General features: G+C 66.8%; 23 protein-coding genes. 5 read left to right on the top strand and 18 right to left on the bottom strand.

The window, feature by feature from the left end; genetic code table 11:
- Window positions 1-26: 26 nt before the first annotated feature.
- The 6 genes from deoC to VKG81_RS20920 form a co-directional block, all read right to left on the bottom strand.
- A complete protein-coding gene (gene deoC / locus VKG81_RS20945) occupies window positions 27-704 on the bottom strand; it encodes a deoxyribose-phosphate aldolase (RefSeq protein ID WP_324398643.1) in 678 nt (225 codons plus the stop codon).
- Window positions 701-1,135 carry a DUF2599 domain-containing protein gene (locus VKG81_RS20940; RefSeq protein ID WP_324398642.1) on the bottom strand — a complete coding sequence of 145 codons (435 nt, stop codon included), beginning with the start codon at window positions 1,133-1,135 and terminating at the stop codon, window positions 701-703. The genes deoC and VKG81_RS20940 overlap by 4 nt, the downstream gene beginning before the upstream one ends.
- 3 nt (window positions 1,136-1,138) lie before the next feature.
- Window positions 1,139-1,420 (bottom strand): DUF2516 family protein, encoded by a 282-nt coding sequence (locus tag VKG81_RS20935; protein WP_414685357.1) that lies wholly within the window; start codon window positions 1,418-1,420, stop codon window positions 1,139-1,141.
- Window positions 1,421-1,462: 42 nt separating this feature from the next.
- Window positions 1,463-2,065: a heparin-binding hemagglutinin gene (locus tag VKG81_RS20930; protein WP_324398641.1), complete on the bottom strand. Its 603-nt coding sequence runs from the start codon at window positions 2,063-2,065 to the stop codon at window positions 1,463-1,465.
- Between the two features lie 80 nt (window positions 2,066-2,145).
- On the bottom strand, window positions 2,146-2,541 hold the full coding sequence (locus VKG81_RS20925; protein ID WP_324398640.1) for a helix-turn-helix transcriptional regulator: 396 nt from the start codon (window positions 2,539-2,541) through the stop codon (window positions 2,146-2,148).
- Between the two features lie 91 nt (window positions 2,542-2,632).
- Entirely contained in the window at window positions 2,633-3,895 is a 1,263-nt protein-coding gene (locus VKG81_RS20920) for a DUF445 domain-containing protein (RefSeq protein WP_324398678.1), read from the bottom strand.
- 131 nt (window positions 3,896-4,026) lie between these two features.
- Between VKG81_RS20920 and VKG81_RS20915 the strand changes: the two genes are divergently transcribed.
- Together VKG81_RS20915 and VKG81_RS20910 are read left to right on the top strand one after the other, a co-directional pair.
- A complete protein-coding gene (locus tag VKG81_RS20915) occupies window positions 4,027-4,731 on the top strand; it encodes a TetR/AcrR family transcriptional regulator (protein ID WP_324398639.1) in 705 nt (234 codons plus the stop codon).
- Between the two features lie 13 nt (window positions 4,732-4,744).
- Complete coding sequence (locus VKG81_RS20910) at window positions 4,745-5,593, top strand: PPK2 family polyphosphate kinase (RefSeq protein ID WP_324398638.1); 849 nt, start codon at window positions 4,745-4,747, stop codon at window positions 5,591-5,593.
- Window positions 5,594-5,609: 16 nt separating this feature from the next.
- Here the strand turns inward: VKG81_RS20910 and VKG81_RS20905 are convergent, their stop codons facing one another.
- The 3 genes from VKG81_RS20905 to VKG81_RS20895 form a co-directional block, all read right to left on the bottom strand.
- On the bottom strand, window positions 5,610-6,479 hold the full coding sequence (locus tag VKG81_RS20905) for a 3-hydroxybutyryl-CoA dehydrogenase (RefSeq protein WP_324398637.1): 870 nt from the start codon (window positions 6,477-6,479) through the stop codon (window positions 5,610-5,612).
- 63 nt (window positions 6,480-6,542) lie between these two features.
- Window positions 6,543-7,829 carry an isocitrate lyase gene (aceA, locus tag VKG81_RS20900; protein ID WP_324398636.1) on the bottom strand — a complete coding sequence of 429 codons (1,287 nt, stop codon included), beginning with the start codon at window positions 7,827-7,829 and terminating at the stop codon, window positions 6,543-6,545.
- A 294-nt stretch (window positions 7,830-8,123) separates the two neighbouring features.
- The gene (locus tag VKG81_RS20895; protein ID WP_324398635.1) at window positions 8,124-8,921 is read right to left on the bottom strand and encodes an acyl-[acyl-carrier-protein] thioesterase; all 798 of its coding nucleotides are present in this window, start codon (window positions 8,919-8,921) and stop codon (window positions 8,124-8,126) included.
- 125 nt (window positions 8,922-9,046) lie between these two features.
- Between VKG81_RS20895 and ramB the strand changes: the two genes are divergently transcribed.
- A complete protein-coding gene (ramB, locus tag VKG81_RS20890; RefSeq protein WP_324398634.1) occupies window positions 9,047-10,462 on the top strand; it encodes an acetate metabolism transcriptional regulator RamB in 1,416 nt (471 codons plus the stop codon).
- On the top strand, window positions 10,459-11,001 hold the full coding sequence (locus VKG81_RS20885) for a carboxymuconolactone decarboxylase family protein (RefSeq protein ID WP_324398633.1): 543 nt from the start codon (window positions 10,459-10,461) through the stop codon (window positions 10,999-11,001). The genes ramB and VKG81_RS20885 overlap by 4 nt, the downstream gene beginning before the upstream one ends.
- Window positions 11,002-11,028: 27 nt before the next feature.
- Here the strand turns inward: VKG81_RS20885 and VKG81_RS20880 are convergent, their stop codons facing one another.
- From VKG81_RS20880 to VKG81_RS20850, 7 genes are all read right to left on the bottom strand, one after another.
- On the bottom strand, window positions 11,029-11,223 hold the full coding sequence (locus tag VKG81_RS20880; protein ID WP_324398632.1) for a hypothetical protein: 195 nt from the start codon (window positions 11,221-11,223) through the stop codon (window positions 11,029-11,031).
- 85 nt (window positions 11,224-11,308) lie between these two features.
- Window positions 11,309-11,590 (bottom strand): hypothetical protein, encoded by a 282-nt coding sequence (locus VKG81_RS20875; RefSeq protein ID WP_324398631.1) that lies wholly within the window; start codon window positions 11,588-11,590, stop codon window positions 11,309-11,311.
- Window positions 11,591-11,593: 3 nt separating this feature from the next.
- Window positions 11,594-12,991: a dihydrolipoyl dehydrogenase gene (gene lpdA / locus VKG81_RS20870; RefSeq protein ID WP_324398630.1), complete on the bottom strand. Its 1,398-nt coding sequence runs from the start codon at window positions 12,989-12,991 to the stop codon at window positions 11,594-11,596.
- Between the two features lie 19 nt (window positions 12,992-13,010).
- The gene (locus VKG81_RS20865; RefSeq protein ID WP_324398629.1) at window positions 13,011-13,520 is read right to left on the bottom strand and encodes a hypothetical protein; all 510 of its coding nucleotides are present in this window, start codon (window positions 13,518-13,520) and stop codon (window positions 13,011-13,013) included.
- Window positions 13,513-13,791, bottom strand: coding sequence for a putative holin (locus VKG81_RS20860; protein WP_324398628.1), 279 nt, complete (start codon window positions 13,789-13,791; stop codon window positions 13,513-13,515). Before VKG81_RS20860 ends, VKG81_RS20865 begins: the two co-directional genes overlap by 8 nt.
- 28 nt (window positions 13,792-13,819) lie before the next feature.
- The gene (locus VKG81_RS20855) at window positions 13,820-14,341 is read right to left on the bottom strand and encodes a DUF779 domain-containing protein (protein ID WP_324398627.1); all 522 of its coding nucleotides are present in this window, start codon (window positions 14,339-14,341) and stop codon (window positions 13,820-13,822) included.
- Window positions 14,341-15,864 carry an aldehyde dehydrogenase family protein gene (locus tag VKG81_RS20850; protein ID WP_324398626.1) on the bottom strand — a complete coding sequence of 508 codons (1,524 nt, stop codon included), beginning with the start codon at window positions 15,862-15,864 and terminating at the stop codon, window positions 14,341-14,343. The genes VKG81_RS20855 and VKG81_RS20850 overlap by 1 nt, the downstream gene beginning before the upstream one ends.
- 62 nt (window positions 15,865-15,926) lie before the next feature.
- On the opposite strand from VKG81_RS20850, the gene VKG81_RS20845 reads away from it, so the two are divergent.
- Window positions 15,927-17,948 (top strand): prolyl oligopeptidase family serine peptidase, encoded by a 2,022-nt coding sequence (locus VKG81_RS20845; protein ID WP_324398625.1) that lies wholly within the window; start codon window positions 15,927-15,929, stop codon window positions 17,946-17,948.
- On the opposite strand, the gene VKG81_RS20840 is transcribed toward VKG81_RS20845, so the two are convergent.
- Both VKG81_RS20840 and VKG81_RS20835 read right to left on the bottom strand, forming a co-directional pair.
- Window positions 17,920-18,741 (bottom strand): hypothetical protein, encoded by an 822-nt coding sequence (locus VKG81_RS20840; protein WP_324398624.1) that lies wholly within the window; start codon window positions 18,739-18,741, stop codon window positions 17,920-17,922. The genes VKG81_RS20845 and VKG81_RS20840 overlap by 29 nt on opposite strands.
- A gap of 9 nt (window positions 18,742-18,750) precedes the next feature.
- The coding region (locus VKG81_RS20835) for an aldehyde dehydrogenase family protein (RefSeq protein ID WP_324398623.1) at window positions 18,751-20,143 on the bottom strand (1,393 nt) is incomplete at its 5' end.

Below are 20,143 nucleotides of genomic sequence, written 5' to 3'. Positions count from 1 at the left end.
CGACCTGCAGCCGACCTAGAGCCAACCTATAACCCGTCGAGCACCGCTCGGGTGCCGGACAGCCCCAGCCGGGTCGCGCCGGCGCGCAGCATCGCGAGCGCGTCGGCCGCGGTGCGGATGCCGCCGCTGGCCTTCACGCCCAGCCGGCCCCCGACGGTGTCGGCCATCAGCCCTACGGCGGTCACCGATGCGCCGCCGCTGGGGTGAAAGCCGGTGGAGGTCTTGACGAAGTTCGCGCCGGCGTCTTCGGCGGCGCGGCACGCCGCGGCAAGGGTGGCGGCCCCGCCGCCGGGCAGGCTCAGAAGCGCCGCGGACTCGACGATCACCTTCAGCGTGGCCTGGGGGATCGCCGCGCGCACGCCGGCGATGTCGCCGCGCACGGCATCGAACTCGCCGGCCAGCGCCGACCCGACGTCGATGACCATGTCGATCTCGGCCGCGCCCGCGGCCACCGCGCGGGCGGCCTCCCCGGCCTTGATCGCGGTGAGATGCTTGCCGGACGGAAATCCCGCCACCGCGGCGATCACCGGCCCGCCGCTGCGCAGCGCCGTGACCGCGACGGGCACCATCGAGGGCGACACGCAGACCGCGAACGTGCCGAGCTCGACGGCCTCGGCCACCAACGCCGCGACATCGGCGGCCATGGCCTCGGGCTTGAGCAGGGTGTGGTCGACGAGCCTCGCGACGTCCCCCCGCGACGTCACGACGGTTCTTCGGGACCGCCGGGGTTGCAGCCGCTGGAGAACATCGTGGCGTCGTCGACCACCGGACGCCAGGGTTCGAGGTTCCAGCTGACCTTGCCGGGCTCTGCCGCCTCGGCGAGCACCCAGTGGCAGGCGAACTGGGCGCGCATGCCGGGGGTGTCGGCGTCCGGGGTGTCGGCCAGCACCTCGCGCCACGCCTCGTTAGGGCTGACGAACTCCGTCGACGCCACGCGGCCCGCCTGCGTGGGGTACACGTGCAGGCTCGAGAGGCCGCTCCCCGACGGCACCCACTGGGTGCGGTCGATGTACGGCGGCGGCGGCACCGGGGGTGCGGCGTGGGCGGGCGCGCCGGCTAGCAGCGCGACCGCGGCGGCCGCTGAAGCCAGCAGGGCGACCGCGGCCGCCGCCGAGGCCAGCAGGGCGGAGCGCATCGACTACCGCGATTTGCCTTGAATCTCGAGCAGTTTGGGCCGGACGTCGACGAGGTAGATCCCGGCCGCCACGGCAGCGATGGCGATACCGGTGACGCCAAGGACGAGCGCCAGCAGCACCCCGGCGCCGAGGATCAAAAGCCATACCGGCTTGGTCAGCTTTTCGGCGGCGGTGTAGGCGTCACCACGCTGCAGCGCGGCGTGGACGAATGCGTACACCGCCAGTATCAGGACCGCGATACGCAGAACGTTCAGGACGGTGTCCGCCAGGCCAGCCAGCATCATGCGGACTAGCCTATGCGGGCACCGCCCCGGTCGTCGACCTGACTACTTCTGTGTGACCTTCTTGGCAGGAGCCTTCTTGGCAGGAGCCTTCTTGGCCGGCGCGGCCTTCTTGGCCGGCGCGGCCGTCTTGGCCGGCGCCTTCTTGGCGGCGGACTCGGCCTTCCCCTCGCGCCCGATCAGCTTGGCGGCGCGCTCCCCGACCGCGCGGGTCTGGCTCGCGACGTTGCCCAGCGCCTCCTGGGTCAGTTCGACGGTGTCGCTGAGGGCCTGCTCGGCGCGGGCCCGGCTCTCCTCGAACCCGGGTTGGCTGCGCAGCCGCTCCAGCGCCGCCTCGCCACGCTCGACCAGGCTCTGGTACACCTCGGTGGCCTGCTCCCGGTAGCCCTCGGCGGCCTTGCGCAGCTCATCGCCGCTCAGCCGGCCGCGCAGCTCTTCGCCCCGCTTGGGCAGGTCCTCCTGCAGCTTGGTCAGCCGGTCACGGGTCTCCTGCGCCCGGCTGCTCGCATCGGTGCGGGCCTCCTCGGCGCGCTCGCGCAATGCGATGACGATCTCGTTGACCCGCTCGAGGGCAAAATCGGCGGCACCCACTGCGGCGAGCAGCGGAGCCTTCAGATCGTCAACGGTGGGGGTGTTTCGTTCGGCCATCATGATTCCTTTCAGTTCAGTGGCTCATCTAAGTTCAGTGGCTCATCTAATGGGTAGGTTTGCACAACACTGTCGCGCGGTCAGGCAGTTGTCGACTCCTCACGGGCAGCTTCGTTCTGTTGGCAAAACGAGGAGTAGATGTCGAGCATTACCTGCTTCTGCCGCTCGGTGATCGCCGTGTCGGTGATGATGGCGTCGCGCACCGCATTGGTCTCGGCGGGCTCGAGAATCCCGGCCCTGATGTAGAGCACCTCGGCGGACACCCGGAGCGCCTTGGCGATCTGGGCGAGCACGTCGGCAGAGGGTTTGCGCAATCCGCGTTCGATCTGGCTGAGATACGGATTGCTGACACCGGCCTTTTCGGCCAACTGCCGTACCGACACCTGCGCCGCCTCACGCTGCGCCCTGATGAAGCTGCCGATGTCCTGGGCGGCGTTCGTCACCACAGCGGCGATGTCTGCCTCTTGCGGGGGCATGATTTACCACCTTGACGCACGGGTGTCAGCACGGACAACCACCACACTAGGCGCCGGTGCTAACTTTTGCAAGCACTTAGTTAGCGTTCTCTTAGAAAAGTAGCTGTGCGACCGTGTAGATCACCAGCCCGGCGAGCGAGCCCACGACGGTGCCGTTGATGCGGATGAATTGGAGATCGCGCCCGACATGCAACTCGATGCGCCGGCTGGCCTCCTCGGCGTCCCAGCGCTCGATGGTGTCGGTGATTATCGTGGTGATCTCCACCCCGTATTCGCTGACCAGGTGCTGTGCGGCCCGCACGATCCAGTCGTCGACCTTGTCGCGCAGGTCGGCGTCGTCGCGCAGCGATTCGCCGATGCGCACCACCGAGTCGGCGATGCGGGTGCGCAGCGCGCTGGACGGGTCGTCGACCGATTCCAGGATCATCCGCTTCGCCGCCCGCCATGCGGTGCCCGCCGCGTTGGTCACCTCGTCGCGGGCCAGCAGCTGCTCCTTGACCGCCTCGGCCCGGGCGATCGTGGTCTCGTCGTGCTGCAGGTCGTCGGCGAAGTCGAAGAGGAACCTCGTGGCCGACCGTCGCACCTCGTGGTCGGGGTTGCGACGGACCTTGTCCGTGAACTCGATCAGCTCGCGGTGGATGCGATCCGCGACGAGTTCGTCTACGAACCGCGGCGACCAGCTCGGCGCGTCCCGGATCACCACGCGGTGGATCGTCTCGCCGGCATTCAGTGACCACTGGAACGCCCGGTCGCTCAGCAGCTGGATCAGCGCTTCCTGCCGGTTCTCCGCGAGCAGCGTGGCGAGCACCCGGCCCACCGGCGGACCCCATTTCGGCTCGGCGATGCGCCTGATGAGCATTCGGTCCAGGACGTGCTGCACGTCCTCGTCGCGAAGCATCTCCACCAGCACCCGCAGCACGGTCGCGGTCTCGCTCGCCACCCGGGTGGCGTGGCTGTGGTCCGAGAGCCATTTGCCCATCCGGCTGGCGACCTGCGCGTCGCGCAGCTTGTTCTCCACCACGTCGGGCGACATGAAGTTCTCCCGGACGAACGTGCCGAGGCCCTCGCCGAGCTGGTCCTTCTTGCGCTTGATGATCGCCGTGTGCGGGATCGGAATCCGCAGCGGATGCCTGAACAGCGCGGTGACCGCGAACCAGTCCGCCAGTGCGCCCACCATGCCGGCTTCGGCCGCCGCGCCGACGTAGCCGACCCAGGCGGGGGCCGCGTGTGCCTGAGCCCACCGGCAGACGAGGAAAAGCACGGTCGCCCCGATGAGGAAGCTCAGCGCCACCAGCTTCATCCGGCGCAGCGCGCGGCGGCGCTCGGCGTCGGCGCTCGCGTCGACCGCGAACATGTCGCGTTGCGGAATCGCTCGGTGGACCACCACACCATCATCCAGGAATTGCTGGTGAGGCGATGTGATCCGTCGGCCGGTTGAGCCGCGCCGTAGTATCGGGATGGACTAGTGAACGGACATCCGCGACGGTGGCAGATCAAATCCCGCAGGCAACGGTCAAAATCGACGGCCGTAAGCGGCGATGGCACCGACACAAGGTGGAGCGCCGCAACGAGTTGGTCGACGGCGCGCTCGAGGCCATCCGCCGGCGGGGGCGCTACGTCAGCATGGACGAGATCGCCGCTGAGATCGGTGTCTCGAAAACCGTTCTGTACCGCTACTTCGTCGACAAGAACGATCTGACGACTGCGGTCATGATGCGGTTCGCGCAGACCACGCTGATCCCGAACATGGCCGCGGCGCTGTCGTCCAACCTCGACGGTTTCGACCTCACCCGCGAGATCATCCGCGTGTACGTCGAAACCGTCGCGGCCGAACCCGAACCGTACCGCTTTGTGATGGCCAACAGCTCGGCCAGCAAGAGCAAGGTCATCGCCGACTCGGAGCGGATCATCGCCGGCATGCTTGCGGTGATGCTGCGCCGGCGCATGCAGGAGGCCGGCATGCACACCGGCGGCGTCGAGCCGTGGGCGTACATGATCGTCGGCGGCGTGCAGTTGGCCACCCACTCGTGGATGTCGTATCCGCGCATGAGCTCAGACGAGCTGATCGACTATCTGACGATGCTGTGCTGGAACGCGTTGTGCGGCATCGTCGAGGTCAACGGATCACTGGAGAAGTTCAACGCTCAGCCACATCCGACACCGATCCTGCCGTCCGCGCGACCCGGCTGACTGGTCTGCCGGTATGCCGGATCTGTGGAGGCACGACCCACGTAAGTTGCTCGCGTTCATCGCGGGCGACAACGTGGCGGACATCGACACCGCTGCGACGCCGGGCTTCACCGGGTCGAAGGATGACGTGCCCCGGCTGCAGGCCGAGCGCAACGAGCGCTACGCCGCGCTGCAGGAACTGCTGTACGCCAACGGCAAAGAAGGCGATCCCAGATCGGTGTTGCTGGTGTTGCAGGGGATGGACACCGCAGGCAAGGGCGGCATCGTCAAACACGTTGTCGGCGCTGGCAATCCGATGGGCATCTGCTACACGGCCTTCGGGGTTCCGACCGAGGAGGAGAGAAAGCACCACTACCTGTGGCGTGTGTGGCGCGCGTTGCCGCCGGCCGGGCACATCGGCGTGTTCGATCGCTCCCACTACGAGGACGTCTTGGTCGTCCGCGTCCATTCTCTCGTGCCGCCCGAGGTGTGGGGCGCGCGCTACGACGAGATCAACGCATTCGAGAGACAACTCGTCGACGGCGGGATGACCTTGGTCAAGGTCGCGTTGCTCCTCTCGCCCCGGGAGCAGAAGAGACGGCTCAAGGAGCGGCTGGAGCGGCCCGACAAGTACTGGAAGTACAACCCGAAAGACGTCGATGAGCGAAGGCTCTGGCCGAAGTACGTGAAGGCCTACCAGGCCATGCTGGATAACACCTCGACCCCGCACGCGCCGTGGTACGTCGTCCCGTGCGACCAGAAGTGGTACAGCAGGCTCGCCGTCACCGAGCTCCTGGTCGATGCCCTCGGAAGCCTCGGCTTGTCTTGGCCGCCGGCGAAATTCGACGTCGAGGCCGAGAAGAAGCGCCTGACCGACTCCTAGGCCGGCCGGGGTGGGCCTACTTGGTCGCGTAGGAGTAGAAGCCCTTGCCGGACTTCTTGCCGAGCATGCCCGCCTCGACCATCCGCTGCAGCAGCGGTGGCGCGCCGTAGTGCGGCTCCTTGAATTCCTCGAACATCTTGTCCGCGATCAGCTTCAGCGTGTCGAGCCCGACGAGGTCGGACAGCCGCAGCGGACCCATCGGATGCGATAGGCCGGCCACCACGGCCTTGTCGATGTCCTCGACGGTCGCGAAACCGGCTTCCACCATCCGGATCGCCGAGAGCAGATACGGCACCAGCAGCGCGTTGACCACGAAACCCGACCGATCGCTGCACCGCACCACCTGCTTGCCCAGCACCGAGCTCGCGAACTGCTCGGTCCGTGCCGCGGCGCGCTGCGCAGTGACCAGCGTGCTGACCAACTCGACCAACGGCAGCACCGGCACCGGGTTGAAGAAGTGCAGCCCCAGCACACGGCCCGGATTCTTTGTCGCCGCAGCCAGTTTCATGATCGGGATGCTTGAGGTGTTGGACGCCAGCACAGCATCGGGGTCGCCGATCGCCCGGTCCAGTTCGGCGAAGATCTGCGCCTTGACGGCCTCGTCCTCGATCACCGCCTCGATCACCAGCTGGCGGTCGGCCATGTCGGCGAGATCGGTGGTGAACCGCAGCCTCGCAACCGCCTGGTCTCGTTCCCGCTCCGTGATCTTGCCGGCGCTGACGCCGCGCTCCAGCGACTTCACTATGCGGGCCCGGCCCGCCGCGACCAGCGCGTCGGTGGTCTCGAACACGAGCACGTCCACGCCGGCCCGGGCCGACACTTCGGCGATGCCCGCGCCCATCTGCCCGGCGCCGATGACACCTACCCGTTCGATTACGTCGCTCACGGCATCTCCTCACACAGCATCAGGCCCCGCCCAACATCGCCGGGCGGGGCCTGTGCTGTCAACTCAGTGGAACTGACCAACTTCGGTCGAGCCGGTCAGCGCCGTGGTCGACGACCGCGGATCGACTGTGGTGGCGATCCGGTCGAAGTACCCCGCACCCACCTCGCGCTGGTGCTTGGTCGCGGTGTAACCGCGCTCCTCGGCGGCGAACTCGCGCTCCTGCAGCTCGACGTAGGCCGACATCTGGTTGCGGGCGTAGCCGTAGGCCAGGTCGAACATCGAGTAGTTCAGGGCGTGGAAGCCGGCCAGCGTGATGAACTGGAACTTGAATCCCATTGTCGCGAGCTCCTTCTGGAACTTGGCAATGGTCGCGTCGTCCAGGTGCTTCTTCCAATTGAACGACGGCGAGCAGTTGTAGGCCAGCATCTGGTCGGGGAACTCGGCCTTCACCGCCTCCGAGAACTGCTTGGCGACCTCGAGGTCCGGCGTGCCGGTCTCCATCCAGATCAGGTCGGCGTACGGCGCGTAGGCCTTGGCCCGCGCGATGCACGGCTCGATGCCGTTCTTGGTGCGGTAGAAACCTTCCGCAGTGCGCTCACCGCTGATGAACTGGCGGTCGCGCTCGTCGACATCGGAGGTGATCAGCGTCGCAGCCTCGGCATCGGTGCGGGCGATCACGACGGTCGGCACATCGGCGACGTCGGCCGCCAGCCGCGCGGAGGTGAGCGTGCGGATGTGCTGCTGGGTCGGGATGAGCACCTTGCCACCCAGGTGACCGCACTTCTTCTCCGAAGCCAGCTGATCTTCCCAGTGCGACCCCGCGACGCCTGCGGCGATCATGGCCTTCTGCAGCTCGTACACGTTGAGTGCGCCGCCGAACCCGGCCTCGCCGTCGGCAACGATCGGCACCAGCCAGTTGTCGACCGACCTGTCGCCCTCCACCTTGGCGATCTCGTCGGCGCGCAGCAGCGCATTGTTGATCCGGCGCACGACCGTCGGGACGGAGTTGGCCGGGTACAGGCTCTGGTCGGGATAGGTCTGGCCCGCAACGTTGGCGTCGCCGGCGACCTGCCAGCCGGACAGGTAGATCGCCTTCAGGCCCGCACGGACCTGCTGGACCGCCATGTTGCCGGTCAGCGCGCCCAGCGCGTTCACCCACTCCATGTCGTACAGCTGCTCCCACAGGATCTCCGCGCCGCGGCGAGCCAGCGTGTGCTCCTCGACGACGGTGCCCTGCAGCGCCACGACGTCCTGGGCGGTGTAGTTGCGGGTGACGTCCTTCCAGCGGGGATTGGTGTCCCAATCGTGTTGGATCTGCTCGGCTGTCTTCGGCTTCCCGACGGTGGGCATTGGGCTGCTCCTTTGTGTCTACGAACCTTGGTGTACAAACCTTTGTGTCTACAAACAGCCGGTGCGTTGCCGACCTCCCGGCTTGTTAACGCGTCAGCGGCCTCACTGATGTGCTAACTCAACGGTGCCACGGGCTATATGCGCAGGTCCAACCGTTTCACTTGCCAATTTCAGTAAGGGCATTGCCCGATTTTGCCAAGGTTGCGAAGGCAGCTATGTGCTTAACCGGTTCAGAGCCTACCGGCTCGTAACTTCATCTCCGCAGGTCAACGCGATGATCTGGGGGAAGCGGGATCAGGACAGGGCGAAGATCGACGCGATCGCCTTGACCTCGTCGCCCACCGCATATGTGAGGGTTGTAACACTCTTCTTGGCAAGCTCTTCGCCGAATTGGTCGGTCGAACCCGGCGGGTGGACGTGGGCGAGGATCTCGAGCTTGTCTCCCAGCGCGATCGGCGCCTCGTGTTCGAGCGTGACCCGTATCGGCCCCCGCAGCATGTCACCGGAGGCCGACAGGTAGTCCTCCACGACGCTCCAGTAGACAGCGTTGTTCATGTGGTCGAACAGGTCGATGTCGGTGAACCGGATCGGGTATTCGCGGATCTGGTCGGCGGTCTCGCGCGCGGCTGCCTTCAGGTAGGCCTTCCAGCGCAACCGGTCGACCTTCGTGGTGCGCTGCAGGCCCTCGAGAAAGTCGTCGGCGATGCGGGAGGGCATCTGCGTGTCCCGGTTGATTTTGATCCAGAACGCCTCGGATTCGATCAGCCCGCCGTTTCGGCCGTCGATGCGAACCCGCATTTCACACCACCGGTTCGACGTGCCCGAACACCACCGGCGCAGCCGCAGCATGTCCTGGAACTCGATGGGCCGGATCAGGTCGATCATCGTGCGCCGCACGATCCACAGCGGATGGGTCTCCTCGAAGCCGAGCTGCCGCAGCTGGTCCTGGCCGATGTCCTGGATGTGACGGGCCGCGGCGTCGAGGCGGAGCCTGCCGTCGCGGTCGATGTCGGCAACCCTCAACGGCCACTCCCGATCGAACACGTCGGGATGGCCGTCGAGTACCGGCATCATCACTTTGTCCAGGGCCATCGGTTTGTCTCCTGCGGTTCCTCTCCCCGAAGCGCGATCATGCCAAACCGCCTCGCTGACTGCCAGCGCCGTTGATTTGCCAATGCTGCGAAGGCCACCTTTGCACGGCGGGTACGCTGGTCGCCGTGCCGAAAACGTTCGTCGGGTCGCGGGTGCGTCAGCTGCGCAACGAGCGCGGGTTCAGCCAGGCTGCGCTCGCGCAGATGCTGGAGATCTCGCCGAGCTACCTCAATCAGATCGAGCATGATGTGCGGCCGCTGACCGTCGCGGTGCTGCTGCGGATCACCGAGGTGTTCGGCGTCGACGCAACGTTTTTCGCCTCGCAGGACGACACCCGCTTGGTCGCCGAGCTGCGCGAGGTGACGATGGACCGCGACCTGGACATCGATGCCGACCTGCCCGAGATCGCCGACATGGTGGCCGCGCATCCGACGCTGGCCCGGGCGATGGTGAACCTGCACCGCCGCTATCGGATCACGACCGCGCAGCTGGCCGCGGCCACCGAGGACCGGTTCAGCGACGGCAGCGGCAGCGGGTCGATCACGATGCCGCACGAAGAGGTGCGCGACTACTTCTATCAGCGACAGAACTACCTGCACGAGCTCGACACCGCTGCCGAGGACCTCACGATCCGTATGCGGATGCACCGCGGGGACCTGGCCGGCGAGCTCTCCGACCGGCTCACCGCGGTGCACGGAGTGCACATCCTCAAGCGGATCGACCTCGGCGACACCGTCCTGCACCACTACGACCCGGCCTCCAAGACGTTGGAGATGAGCGGTCACCTCTCCCCCGGTCAACAGGTTTTCAAGATGGCCGCCGAACTGGCGTATCTGGAGTTCGGCGATTTGATTGACATGATGGTCGACGAAGGCAAGTTCACCAGCGACGAGTCCCGCAGGCTCGCGAGGCTCGGCCTCGCCAACTACTTCGCCGCCGCGGCGGTGCTGCCGTATCGCCAATTCCACGACGTCACCGAGAGCTTCCGCTACGACATCGAGCGGTTGTCGGCGTTCTATTCGGTGAGCTACGAAACGATCTGTCACCGGCTCTCGACGCTGCAGAGGCCGTCGATGCGCGGGGTGCCGTTTTCCTTCGTGCGGGTCGACAAGGCAGGCAATATGTCGAAACGTCAGTCCGCCACCGGTTTTCACTTCTCCTCCAGCGGTGGCACGTGCCCGTTGTGGAACGTCTACGACACCTTCGCCAACCCGGGCAAGATTTTTGTGCAGGTCGCCCAGATGCCCGACGGGCGCAACTACATGTGGGTGGCCCGAACGGTCGAGCGGCGTGCGTCCCGGTATGGTCAGCCGGGAAAGACTTTCGCGATCGGGCTTGGGTGCGAACTTCGGCACGCGAACCGGCTTGTGTATTCGGAGGGACTGGACTTGTCGGGTGACAACGCCACCCCGATCGGGGTCGGCTGCCGGGTGTGCGAGCGGGACAGCTGCCCGCAGCGCGCATTCCCCGCGCTGGGCCGCGCGCTCGACCTCGACGAGCATCGCAGCACGGTGTCGCCGTACCTGGTGAAGCAAGCGTGACGGCGCCGGAACGCGTCCCGCCCGGCGGCTTTCGCGAGCTTGGCCCGCTGACCTGGGCATTCTCCAGGCTGGCGGCACGCACGATGAAGCTGCCGCAGGTGCACCTGTTCACGACGCTGGGCCAGCACCGGCGGCTCTTGTGGTCGTGGTTGCCGTTCGGGGCGGTGCTGCTGAGCTTCGGCAGGCTGCCACGGCGGGACGCCGAGCTGGTGATCCTGCGGGTCGGGCATCTGCGCGGCTGCGAGTACGAACTGCAGCAACATCGCCGAATCGCGAAACGGCGCGGGGTCGACGCCGAAACCCAGGCCAAGGTCTTCGAAGGTCCGGCGGCCGACGGTCTGGCCGATCGCGACCGCACGCTGCTTGGCGCGGTGGACGAACTCATCGACACGCGCACGCTCTCGCAGCAGACCTGGCAGTCGCTGTCCGCCTACCTCGACCGGCCGCAGCTGATCGAGTTCGTGACGCTGGTGGGCCAATACGACGCGCTGGCGGCGACGCTGAACACGCTGAAGGTCCCGCTCGACTATCCGGACTAGAGCGCGCGTCGGCTCCGATGGCACCCGTCAGCTACCCAGCAGGTCTTTCAGGTCGTCGGCGTGTTCCTCTTCCTGTTCGAGGATCTTCTCCATCAGCCGCTCGATGTCGATGGTGTTGCCTACGGTGACGGCACCCGCTTCCATGTGCTTGCGCGCCTCGTCCCGAATCCTGTCCAGATCCAGCGCGAATTGGTTTTTTGAGTTGGTTGTTTGCGTGGTCACCTCGGTCCTTCTTTCTGGCCTCCCGCGACGAAGATGCCGGCGGTGGGCCGATACCCCCGGCGCGCAGCGGATAAACAGCCGCTGCTCAGAGGTAGGCGACCGTGATCACGCAAAGCGACAGCACCACGGGAAGAATCGGGAGACCGAACAGAAATGCCGCCCACGGGTGCACCCGGCGGCGACGCAGCCGCCACCCGGCGAGCCAGGCCGCGACCCCGACCAGCACGCTGATGACCAGGATCACCACGGACCACGTGGCGGTGGTGGCAACGGTGACGCCGATCGAGACGCCCACCAGCCACAGGATGTAGCCGATCACCACCCCGCCGATGGCGCCGACGACTGTCTCGGTCTGCGACTGCGCCATGCGTCAGAAGTTGATCATGTGGCCCGCCAGGCCGTGGAAGCACTCCTGCAGCGCCTCCGACAGCGTCGGGTGCGTGTGCACGTTGCGGGTCAGCTCGTTGACGGTCAAATCCCACTTCTGGGCCAGCGTCAGCTCCGGCAGCAGTTCGGACACGTCCGGGCCGATCAGGTGCCCGCCCAGCAACTCGCCGAACTTGCCGTCGGCGACCAGCTTGACGAACCCCGCGGTCTCACCGAGCCCGTGCGCCTTGGCGTTCGCGGTGAACGGGAACTTGGCCACATTGACGTCGAAGCCCTCGTCTCGCGCCTGCTGCTCGGTGAGCCCGAAGCTGGCCACCTGCGGCTGGCAGAACGTCGCCCGCGGCATCATCCGGTAATCGCCTAGCTCCAAAGTCTCAGCGCCGGCGATGGTCTCGGCCGCGACGACGCCTTGGGCCTCCGCGACATGCGCCAGCTGCAGCAGTCCGGTGACGTCGCCGATCGCGTAGATGTGCGCCACATTGGTCCGCATCCGCCCGTCGATCCCGATGGCCTTGCGCTCGGTGAGGCTGACCCCGGCCGCCTCGAGCCCATAGCCCTCGACGTTGGGCAAAAAACCGATGGCCTGCAGCACTTTGTCGGCCGCCAGCTCCTCCGTCTGGCCGTCCTTGCTGACGCTCACCGTGACTCGTGAACCGTCGTCTTTGATGCCCTCGACCTTGCTGCCTGTCAGTATCTTGACGCCCAGTTTCTTGAACTGCTTTTCGATCTCCTTGGAAACCTCGGCATCCTCGTTGGGCAGCGCGCGCGGCAGGAACTCGACGATGGTGACCTCGACACCGTAGTTGTTCAGCACGTAGCCGAACTCCATGCCGATCGCTCCCGCGCCGGCGATGATGATCGAGCCGGGCAGTTCCCGCGACAGAATCTGCTCCTCGTAGGTGACGACGTTCTCGGAGAGCGACGTACCCGGCACGAGTTGGGTGTGGCTGCCGGTCGCGATGATGACGTTGTCGAATGTAACGGTGTCGGTGTTGCCGTCGTTAAGGTCGACCGACAGCGTGTTGGCGTCTTTGAACGTGCCGCGGCCGTGGATCTCGGCGATCTTGTTCTTCTTCATCAGGTAGTGCACGCCGGCGACGCGGCCCTCGGCGACCCTGCGGCTGCGGTCGAAGGCGACTCCGTAGTCGAAAGTCGCTTCGCCGTTGATGCCGAATGTGTTGGCCTCCTTGGTGAAGATGTGCACCAGCTCCGCGTTGCGCAGCAGCGATTTCGACGGGATGCAACCGACATTGAGGCACACTCCGCCCCAGTACTTCTGCTCGACGACTGCGGTGCTCAGCCCGAGCTGGGCGGCGCGAATGGCCGCAACGTACCCGCCCGGACCGGCTCCGAGCACGACGACGTCATAGTGGGAAGTCACAGGCCCACCCTATCGGGGTCTAGCGGGGGATCCAGTGCAGGACGTATGCGCCGTGGAGCGCGGCCGCGGCGGCGGTCGCGGCGAACGGGGCTGACAAGACGGCGACCGAGGCCGCGGCGACCGGGGGTTTGTGCTCCACCATCGCCAGTAGCTGCGCGCCAACGGTGCAGACGACGACGAACATCAGCACGAGGAAGACCGCCGGCGTTTTGTGCGGCGAACCGAACCAGTAGTAGTCGAGCGCCGCCCCGATGAGGGCGGCGGGGATCCAGACGCCGATCAGCACGAGGACGACCGTCCACCGCTTCAGGTAGTGGTACTGCCCCGGGACGACCACCGGCTGCGCGGGCACGGGCACCGGCTCGGACGGCGGCGCTTCCCCGGGCGGTCCCTCCGGCCCGGCCGGTGCGGCGCTGTCCACCGCGGTGGCGACGGGCGGCTCGGGGCGCGCGGCCGGCGGCTCGAGCGGATCGGGTCGGGCTTCGAGGCTCGGCTGGGTCTCGGGGCCGGGATCGACGGGTTCAGGCACGATGGACCACCTGGATCGCCACCAGCACGCCGAACCAGCCGGGGGCCAGCGCCAGGATGAACGCGCCCAGCGCGGTCACCCACCGTCGGCCCGAGAACAGGATCATCAGCAGCCCGGCCCCGCTGGGAATGCCGACTACGAGCGTGATCACCACATCCGGCCGGATGTGAGCTTTGACCATTAGCGTGGACGCGATTCCCGCCACCACGCCCACCGCGGTGCCGACCACCATCGCGCTCGTCAGCAACCATGGGCGGGGGAGGGGTATCACGATTATGACAGTAGCGGCTCCGGCGGCATTAGCGCCGTTCACGCACCGTCGCGACGGGACCCGGCGGCACCGGGCTGGGGGCACGGCCCGCTTGCGGGGGAACGTCGGCGGCCGCAAGCACCACCACCGGACGGCTCGGATCGCGCGGCCGCCGGCCGGCGGCGTAGTCGACGCCGCGCAGCGGCGGATCGGCCTCCAGCACCGCGAGCTCGTCGGGCGTGAATGCCCTGCCCCTGCTCAGAAATCGCACACCCTCAGGCGCTTCCAGGCTGAAGCCGCCGCCGCGCCCGGGCACCGCGTCGATCACCAGCTGGGTGTGTTTCCACGCCTCGAACTGTGAGCCGGAGATCCACACCGGTGCGCCGTCGAGGATGCCGAGCAGCACATCACGGTCACCGACGATGAACTCCCCCTCCGGGTAGCACATCGGCGACGAGCCGTCGCAACAGCCGCCGGACTGGTGGAACATCAGCGGTCCGTGGCGCTCACGAAGCCGACGCAGCAACTCTGCGGCGGATTGTGTGATGAGCGCCCTCGGCGGCGCGTCCATCAGAAGAACCCCTGTGCCTTGGTGCTGTAGGAGACGAGCAGGTTCTTGGTTTGTTGGTAGTGGTCGAGCATCATCTTGTGGCCTTCGCGGCCGATGCCTGATTGCTTGTATCCGCCGAATGCCGCGTGGGCGGGATAGACGTGGTAGCAGTTGGTCCACACCCGCCCGGCCTTGATGTCGCGCCCGGCGCGGTAGGCGGTGTTGCCGTCGCGCGACCAGACCCCCGCACCCAGCCCGTAGATGGTGTCGTTGGCGATGGCGATCGCCTCGTCGTAATCGGTGAACGAGGTCACCGCCACCACCGGCCCGAAGATCTCCTCCTGGAAAATGCGCATCTTGTTGTCCCCGGCGAAGATCGTCGGCTGCACGTAATAGCCACCGGCCAGGTCCCCGCCCAACTCGGCGCGCCCCCCACCGCACACGACACGCGCACCCTCGTCCTTACCGATCTCGATGTAGGACAAGATCTTCTCGAGCTGGTCGTTGGAGGCCTGCGCCCCGATCATCGTCTCGGTGTCGAGCGGATCACCCTGGCGCACCGCCTTGGTACGAATGGCCGCCAACGCCAGGAACTGCTCATAGATATCGGCGGCCACCAGCGCCCGCGACGGACAGGTGCACACCTCCCCCTGATTGAGGGCGAACATCGTGAACCCCTCCAGCGCCTTGTCGGCGAAATCATCGACGCTGGCCAGCACATCGGCAAAGAAGATATTGGGCGACTTGCCCCCCAACTCCAACGTCACCGGGATCAAATTCTGGCTGGCGTACTGCATGATCAACCGGCCCGTGGTGGTCTCCCCGGTGAACGCCACCTTGGCGATCCGATCACTGCACGCCAACGGCCGACCCGCCTCGAACCCGAACCCGTTGACCACATTGACCACCCCCGCCGGCAACAGGTCACCGACCAGCGCCAACAAATACAAGATCGACGCCGGGGTCTGCTCGGCCGGCTTGAGCACCACCGCATTACCGGCCGCCAACGCCGGCGCCAACTTCCACGCCGCCATCAAGATCGGGAAATTCCACGGAATGATCTGCCCCACCACCCCCAACGGCTCCCGAAAGTGATACGCCACGGTGTCCTCGTCAATCTGGGACAACGACCCTTCCTGCGCCCGGATCACCGCCGCGAAATACCGGAAATGATCCACCGCCAACGGCAGATCCGCATTCAACGTCTCCCGAATCGGCTTGCCGTTGTCCCACGCCTCCGCCAGCGCCAACGACTCCAAATTCTGCTCAATCCGATCCGCCACCCGACTTAACACCGACGCCCGCTCCGCCGGCGCGGTCCGACCCCACCCCGGCGCCGCCGCATGCGCGGCATCCAGCGCGGCCTCCACGTCGGCACCGCCAGAGCGCGGCACCTCACAAAACACCTCCCCCGTCACCGGCGACCGATTCTCGAAAAACTCCCCGCCAACCGGGCCCACCCACTCCCCGCCAACGAAATTCCCGTACCGGGACTCAAACGACATCAACGAGCCCTCGGTACCGGGACGCGCATAAACAGTCATCAGTTACTCCTACCCAACGGTGTAATCCAGCTCACATTACCGCCGGCGAGAGAATCGGTTCCATGGACGACGAAGACCCGTTTCTCTGGCTCGAGGACATCACCGGCGACGCCGCGCTGGACTGGGTCCGCCGGCACAACGCGCCCACGCTCGCGGAGCTGGCGGGCGACCGCTTCGAGCAGATGCGCACGGAGGCCCTCGAGGTTCTCGATACCGATGCGCGCATCCCGTACGTGCGGCGCCGCGGCGATCACCTGTACAACTTCTGGCGCGACGCCGAGCATCCACGGGGCGTGTGGCGGCGCACCACCCTTGCCGAGTACCGCGGCGAACGGCCCGAATGGGATGTGCTGATCGACGTGGACGCGCTGGCCGCCGCCGATGGGGAGAACTGGGTGTGGGCCGGCGCCGACGTGATCGAGCCAGAGTACACGCTGGCCTTGGTGAGCCTGTCCCGCGGCGGTTCCGACGCCGTTGTCATACGCGAATTCGACATGCTGACAAGGCGATTCGTTGCTGACGGCTTCATGCTTCCCGAGGCCAAGACACAGATCGGCTGGGAGGACGAGAACAGCCTGCTGGTGGGCACGGATTTCGGTCCGGATTCGCTGACCGACTCGGGCTATCCGCGGCTGGTGAAGCGGTGGCGCCGGGGCCAACCGTTGGACGCGGCGGAGGTGCTGTTTTCCGGCTCGCCCTCGGATGTGATCGTCGGCGCCGCGGTCGACAGGACGCCTGGTTTCGGGCGCACGCTGGTGCGCCGCGCCATCGACTTCTTCAACGACGAGGTGTACGAGCTTCGGGCCGGCGAGCTGATCCGTATCGACGCGCCGACCGATGCAACGGTGTCGGTGCATCGCCAGTGGCTGCTTATCGAGCTCCGCACCGACTGGTACGCGGGCGCCGACGTGTACCGGGCGGGCTCGCTGCTGGCGGCTGACTACGACGAATTCCTTTCCGGCACTGCGGAATTACACGTGGTCTTCGAGCCGGATGCGCACACCAGCCTGAACCACTACGCGTGGACGCGGGACCGGCTGATGATGGTCACGCTGGCAGATGTGGCCAGCCGCGTCGAGGTCGTCAACCCGGGCAGTTGGGAGCGCGCGCCGGTACCGGACATTCCCGAGGCGACCAACACGGTGATCGTCGCGGCCGATGACACCGGTGATGAAATCTTCCTGGATTCGAGCGGATTCGACACGCCTTCGCGACTGCTGCACGGCACCGCCGGCGGCGCCCTGCGGCAGATCAAATCCGCTCCGGCTTTCTTCGACGCCGGAGACCTCACGGTCACGCAGCACTTCGCGACATCCGACGACGGCAGCGCCATCCCCTACTTCGTCGTCGCTCATCGTGACGCCGAGGGGCCGGCTCCGACGCTGCTCGGCGGTTACGGGGGCTTCGAGGTGGCCCACACGCCGGGCTACGACGGGGTGCTGGGCCGGCTGTGGCTGGCTCGGGGCGGCACGTACGCGCTGGCCAACATCCGGGGCGGCGGTGAGTACGGACCGACATGGCACACGCAGGCGATGCGCGAAGGTCGCCACTTGGTGGCCGAGGACTTCGCGGCCGTCGCCAGGGATCTGGTCGACCGCGGCATCACCACCGTCGATCAGCTGGGCGCGCAGGGCGGCAGCAACGGCGGCCTTCTGATGGGCATCATGCTCACCCAATACCCGGAGCTGTTCGGGGCGCTGGTCGCCAGCGTGCCGCTGCTCGACATGCGGCGGTTCCACCTGCTGCTCGCCGGCGCGTCGTGGATGGCCGAGTACGGCAACCCCGACGACCCGGCGGACTGGGAGTTCATCAGCAGATACTCGCCCTACCAGAACATCTCGGCCGATCGCCGGTACCCGGCGGTGCTGATCACGACGTCAACGCGCGACGACCGTGTGCACCCTGGCCATGCGCGCAAGATGACCGCGGCGCTGCAGGCCGCGGGTCACCGGGTGCGCTACTACGAGAACATCGAGGGCGGCCACGCGGGCGCCGCCGACAATGCGCAAACCGCGTTCAAGTCGGCGCTGGCGTTCGAGTTTCTGTGGCGAATGCTCACGCCCGCTGCCGCAGGCCACCGATGATCGTGACGATCACGCCGAAAACCACGAGCGCGCCACCTGCGGCCAGCGTCAGGTTCAGCCACTGGTGCAGGCTGTTCTCCGCCTGCGCGACCATCACCTCGGCGATCCGGCGCACGTCGCCGGTGGTGTGGTTCAGCGCGTCGTTGAGCGGGCCACGAGCCACCTCCAGCGCCGCCCAGCCGCCCCCGCCGACGATCAGTGCGCAAACACCAAGCGCCGCAACTGCTTTTCCTCGTCGCCGCGCGGACGCCAACGTCAGTAGCGCCAAGATCGCGGTCAGCACGGCACAACCGATGCTCACCCACGGCCCCCACGTCGCCAGCGCGCGAAGTTGCCCGGGCGCCAGATTGCCCGTGGCGGTCACCGGAACGGTGACTTCCGACGGCACCTCGACGTTGAGGGTGTTGAGCATCTGCGCAAACGACGTGTCCGACAGCATGGGCGCTAGGTCGATGACCCAGCCGTTCGGCGTTTGACCCACGGAGTTGGTGAACAGCCACCGGTGCGCTATCCGATTCGCCTGGGCGAATTGGCCGGGAAACGACGGGCTGGCCGTGTAGACGGTGGCGACGCGGCGCACCGCGCTTTCGCTCGCGCGCGAATTGGTGACCACCTGGGTGGTCAGCTCCGACGCCACCGCGTCCTGCAGTTCACCGTCGCGGGCGGCTGACTGCGCCAGTGCGGCATACCCGTCGACGTCGATGATGCTGCGCTGCGCCCACACCACGGGCACGGTGACTGCGAGTGCGATCGTGGTGACGAGCCACAGGAGGATCGTCAGCACGAAACGCACCAGGCAACCCTAGCGTTCGCGGGCGGCTCGGCGCGGACGACGCAGGGCCATCCACGTCGTCTGTTTGTTCATCCGCGCCTGTGCTTTCGGGGAAGCGGTGTAGTAATTCGCACCGGCGCCCAGCCTGATCCTCGGCTCGACGACCGTCTCCGCCCGACAGAATTTGCGCAGCCCGTCGGCTCCGCCGAAGCGCGCGCCGATGCCCGACGACTTCCAGCCGCCCATCGGCGCGCTCGTGCACGACAGGTTGGAAACGGCGTCGTTGATGTTGACCGCGCCGCAGTCCAATCGCACCGCGATCTGTTTGGCGCGCTCCAGATCACCGGAAAACACCGACGCCGACAGGCCGTACGGGCTGTCGTTGGCCAGCCGGACGGCTTCGGATTCGTTGGCCACCTTCATGATCGGTAATGTCGGACCGAACGTCTCTTCGGTCATGCATGCCATTGAGTGGTCGACGTCGACGATCACGGTCGGCGGGTAGAAGACACCCCCTCCGGGCATCCGCTGCCCGCCCCTCAGCAGCCGCGCGCCCTTGGCCCTGGCGTCCTCGACGTGCCGCTCGACGACCGCGAGCTGGTTCTCGTCGATCAGCGAGCCGTAGTTGTAGCCTTCGCCGGAGCCGACTCTCAGCGCGTCGACGTCGCGCACCACCGTGTCCACGAACTTGTCGTAAACCTGCTCGTGCACGTAGACCCGCTCCACCGACACGCACATCTGGCCGGCGTTGAACATCCCGCCCCATACCGCGGCGTGAGCAGCCAGGTCGATGTCGGCGTCCTCGAGAACGATCATCGGATCCTTGCCCCCGAGTTCCAGGCTGACCGGGGTGAGTCGGCGCGCGGCGCGTTCCATCACCTTGCGGCCCGTCGCGCTGGAACCGGTGAACTGCACGAAGTCGGCATTGTCGATCACGGCCTCGGACACTTCGCGGGCGCCCTGCGCCAGCGCGAACACGTCGGGCCCGCCACATGCGCGCCAGCCGCGAACCAGGATCTCGGCCGTGAGCGGAGTTCGTTCTGACGGCTTGAGCAGCACTGCGCATCCGGCGGCCAGCGCGCCGATTCCGTCCATCAACGCGTTGGCAACCGGGAAGTTCCACGGCGCGATGATCGCGACCACCGGGCGGGGCCGATAGTGCACCGTGATCTTCTTGATCGCCAGGAACGGCTGCGACGGTGGCCGCGTCTCCGGCGCCAGGGCCTTCTCCATCGTCTTGATGTAGTAGGACAAGATCATGATCAGCAGCGGCACCTCCTGGGTGGCGTCGGCGCGGGACTTGCCGGTCTCTGCGACCAGCAACTCCTCGATCTCGCCGCGGTGTTCGCCGAGCCACACGGCGTAGCGCGCCAGCACCTTGGCACGGCCTTTCGGGCCCCGCGTGTCCCAGTCGCGTTGGGCC

The organism is Mycobacterium sp., assembly GCF_035314905.1.
Taxonomy (GTDB): Bacteria; Actinomycetota; Actinomycetes; order Mycobacteriales; family Mycobacteriaceae; genus Mycobacterium.
Note: the sequence above shows the minus strand (reverse complement) of the source record. Positions and strands in the feature narration are given on the sequence as shown.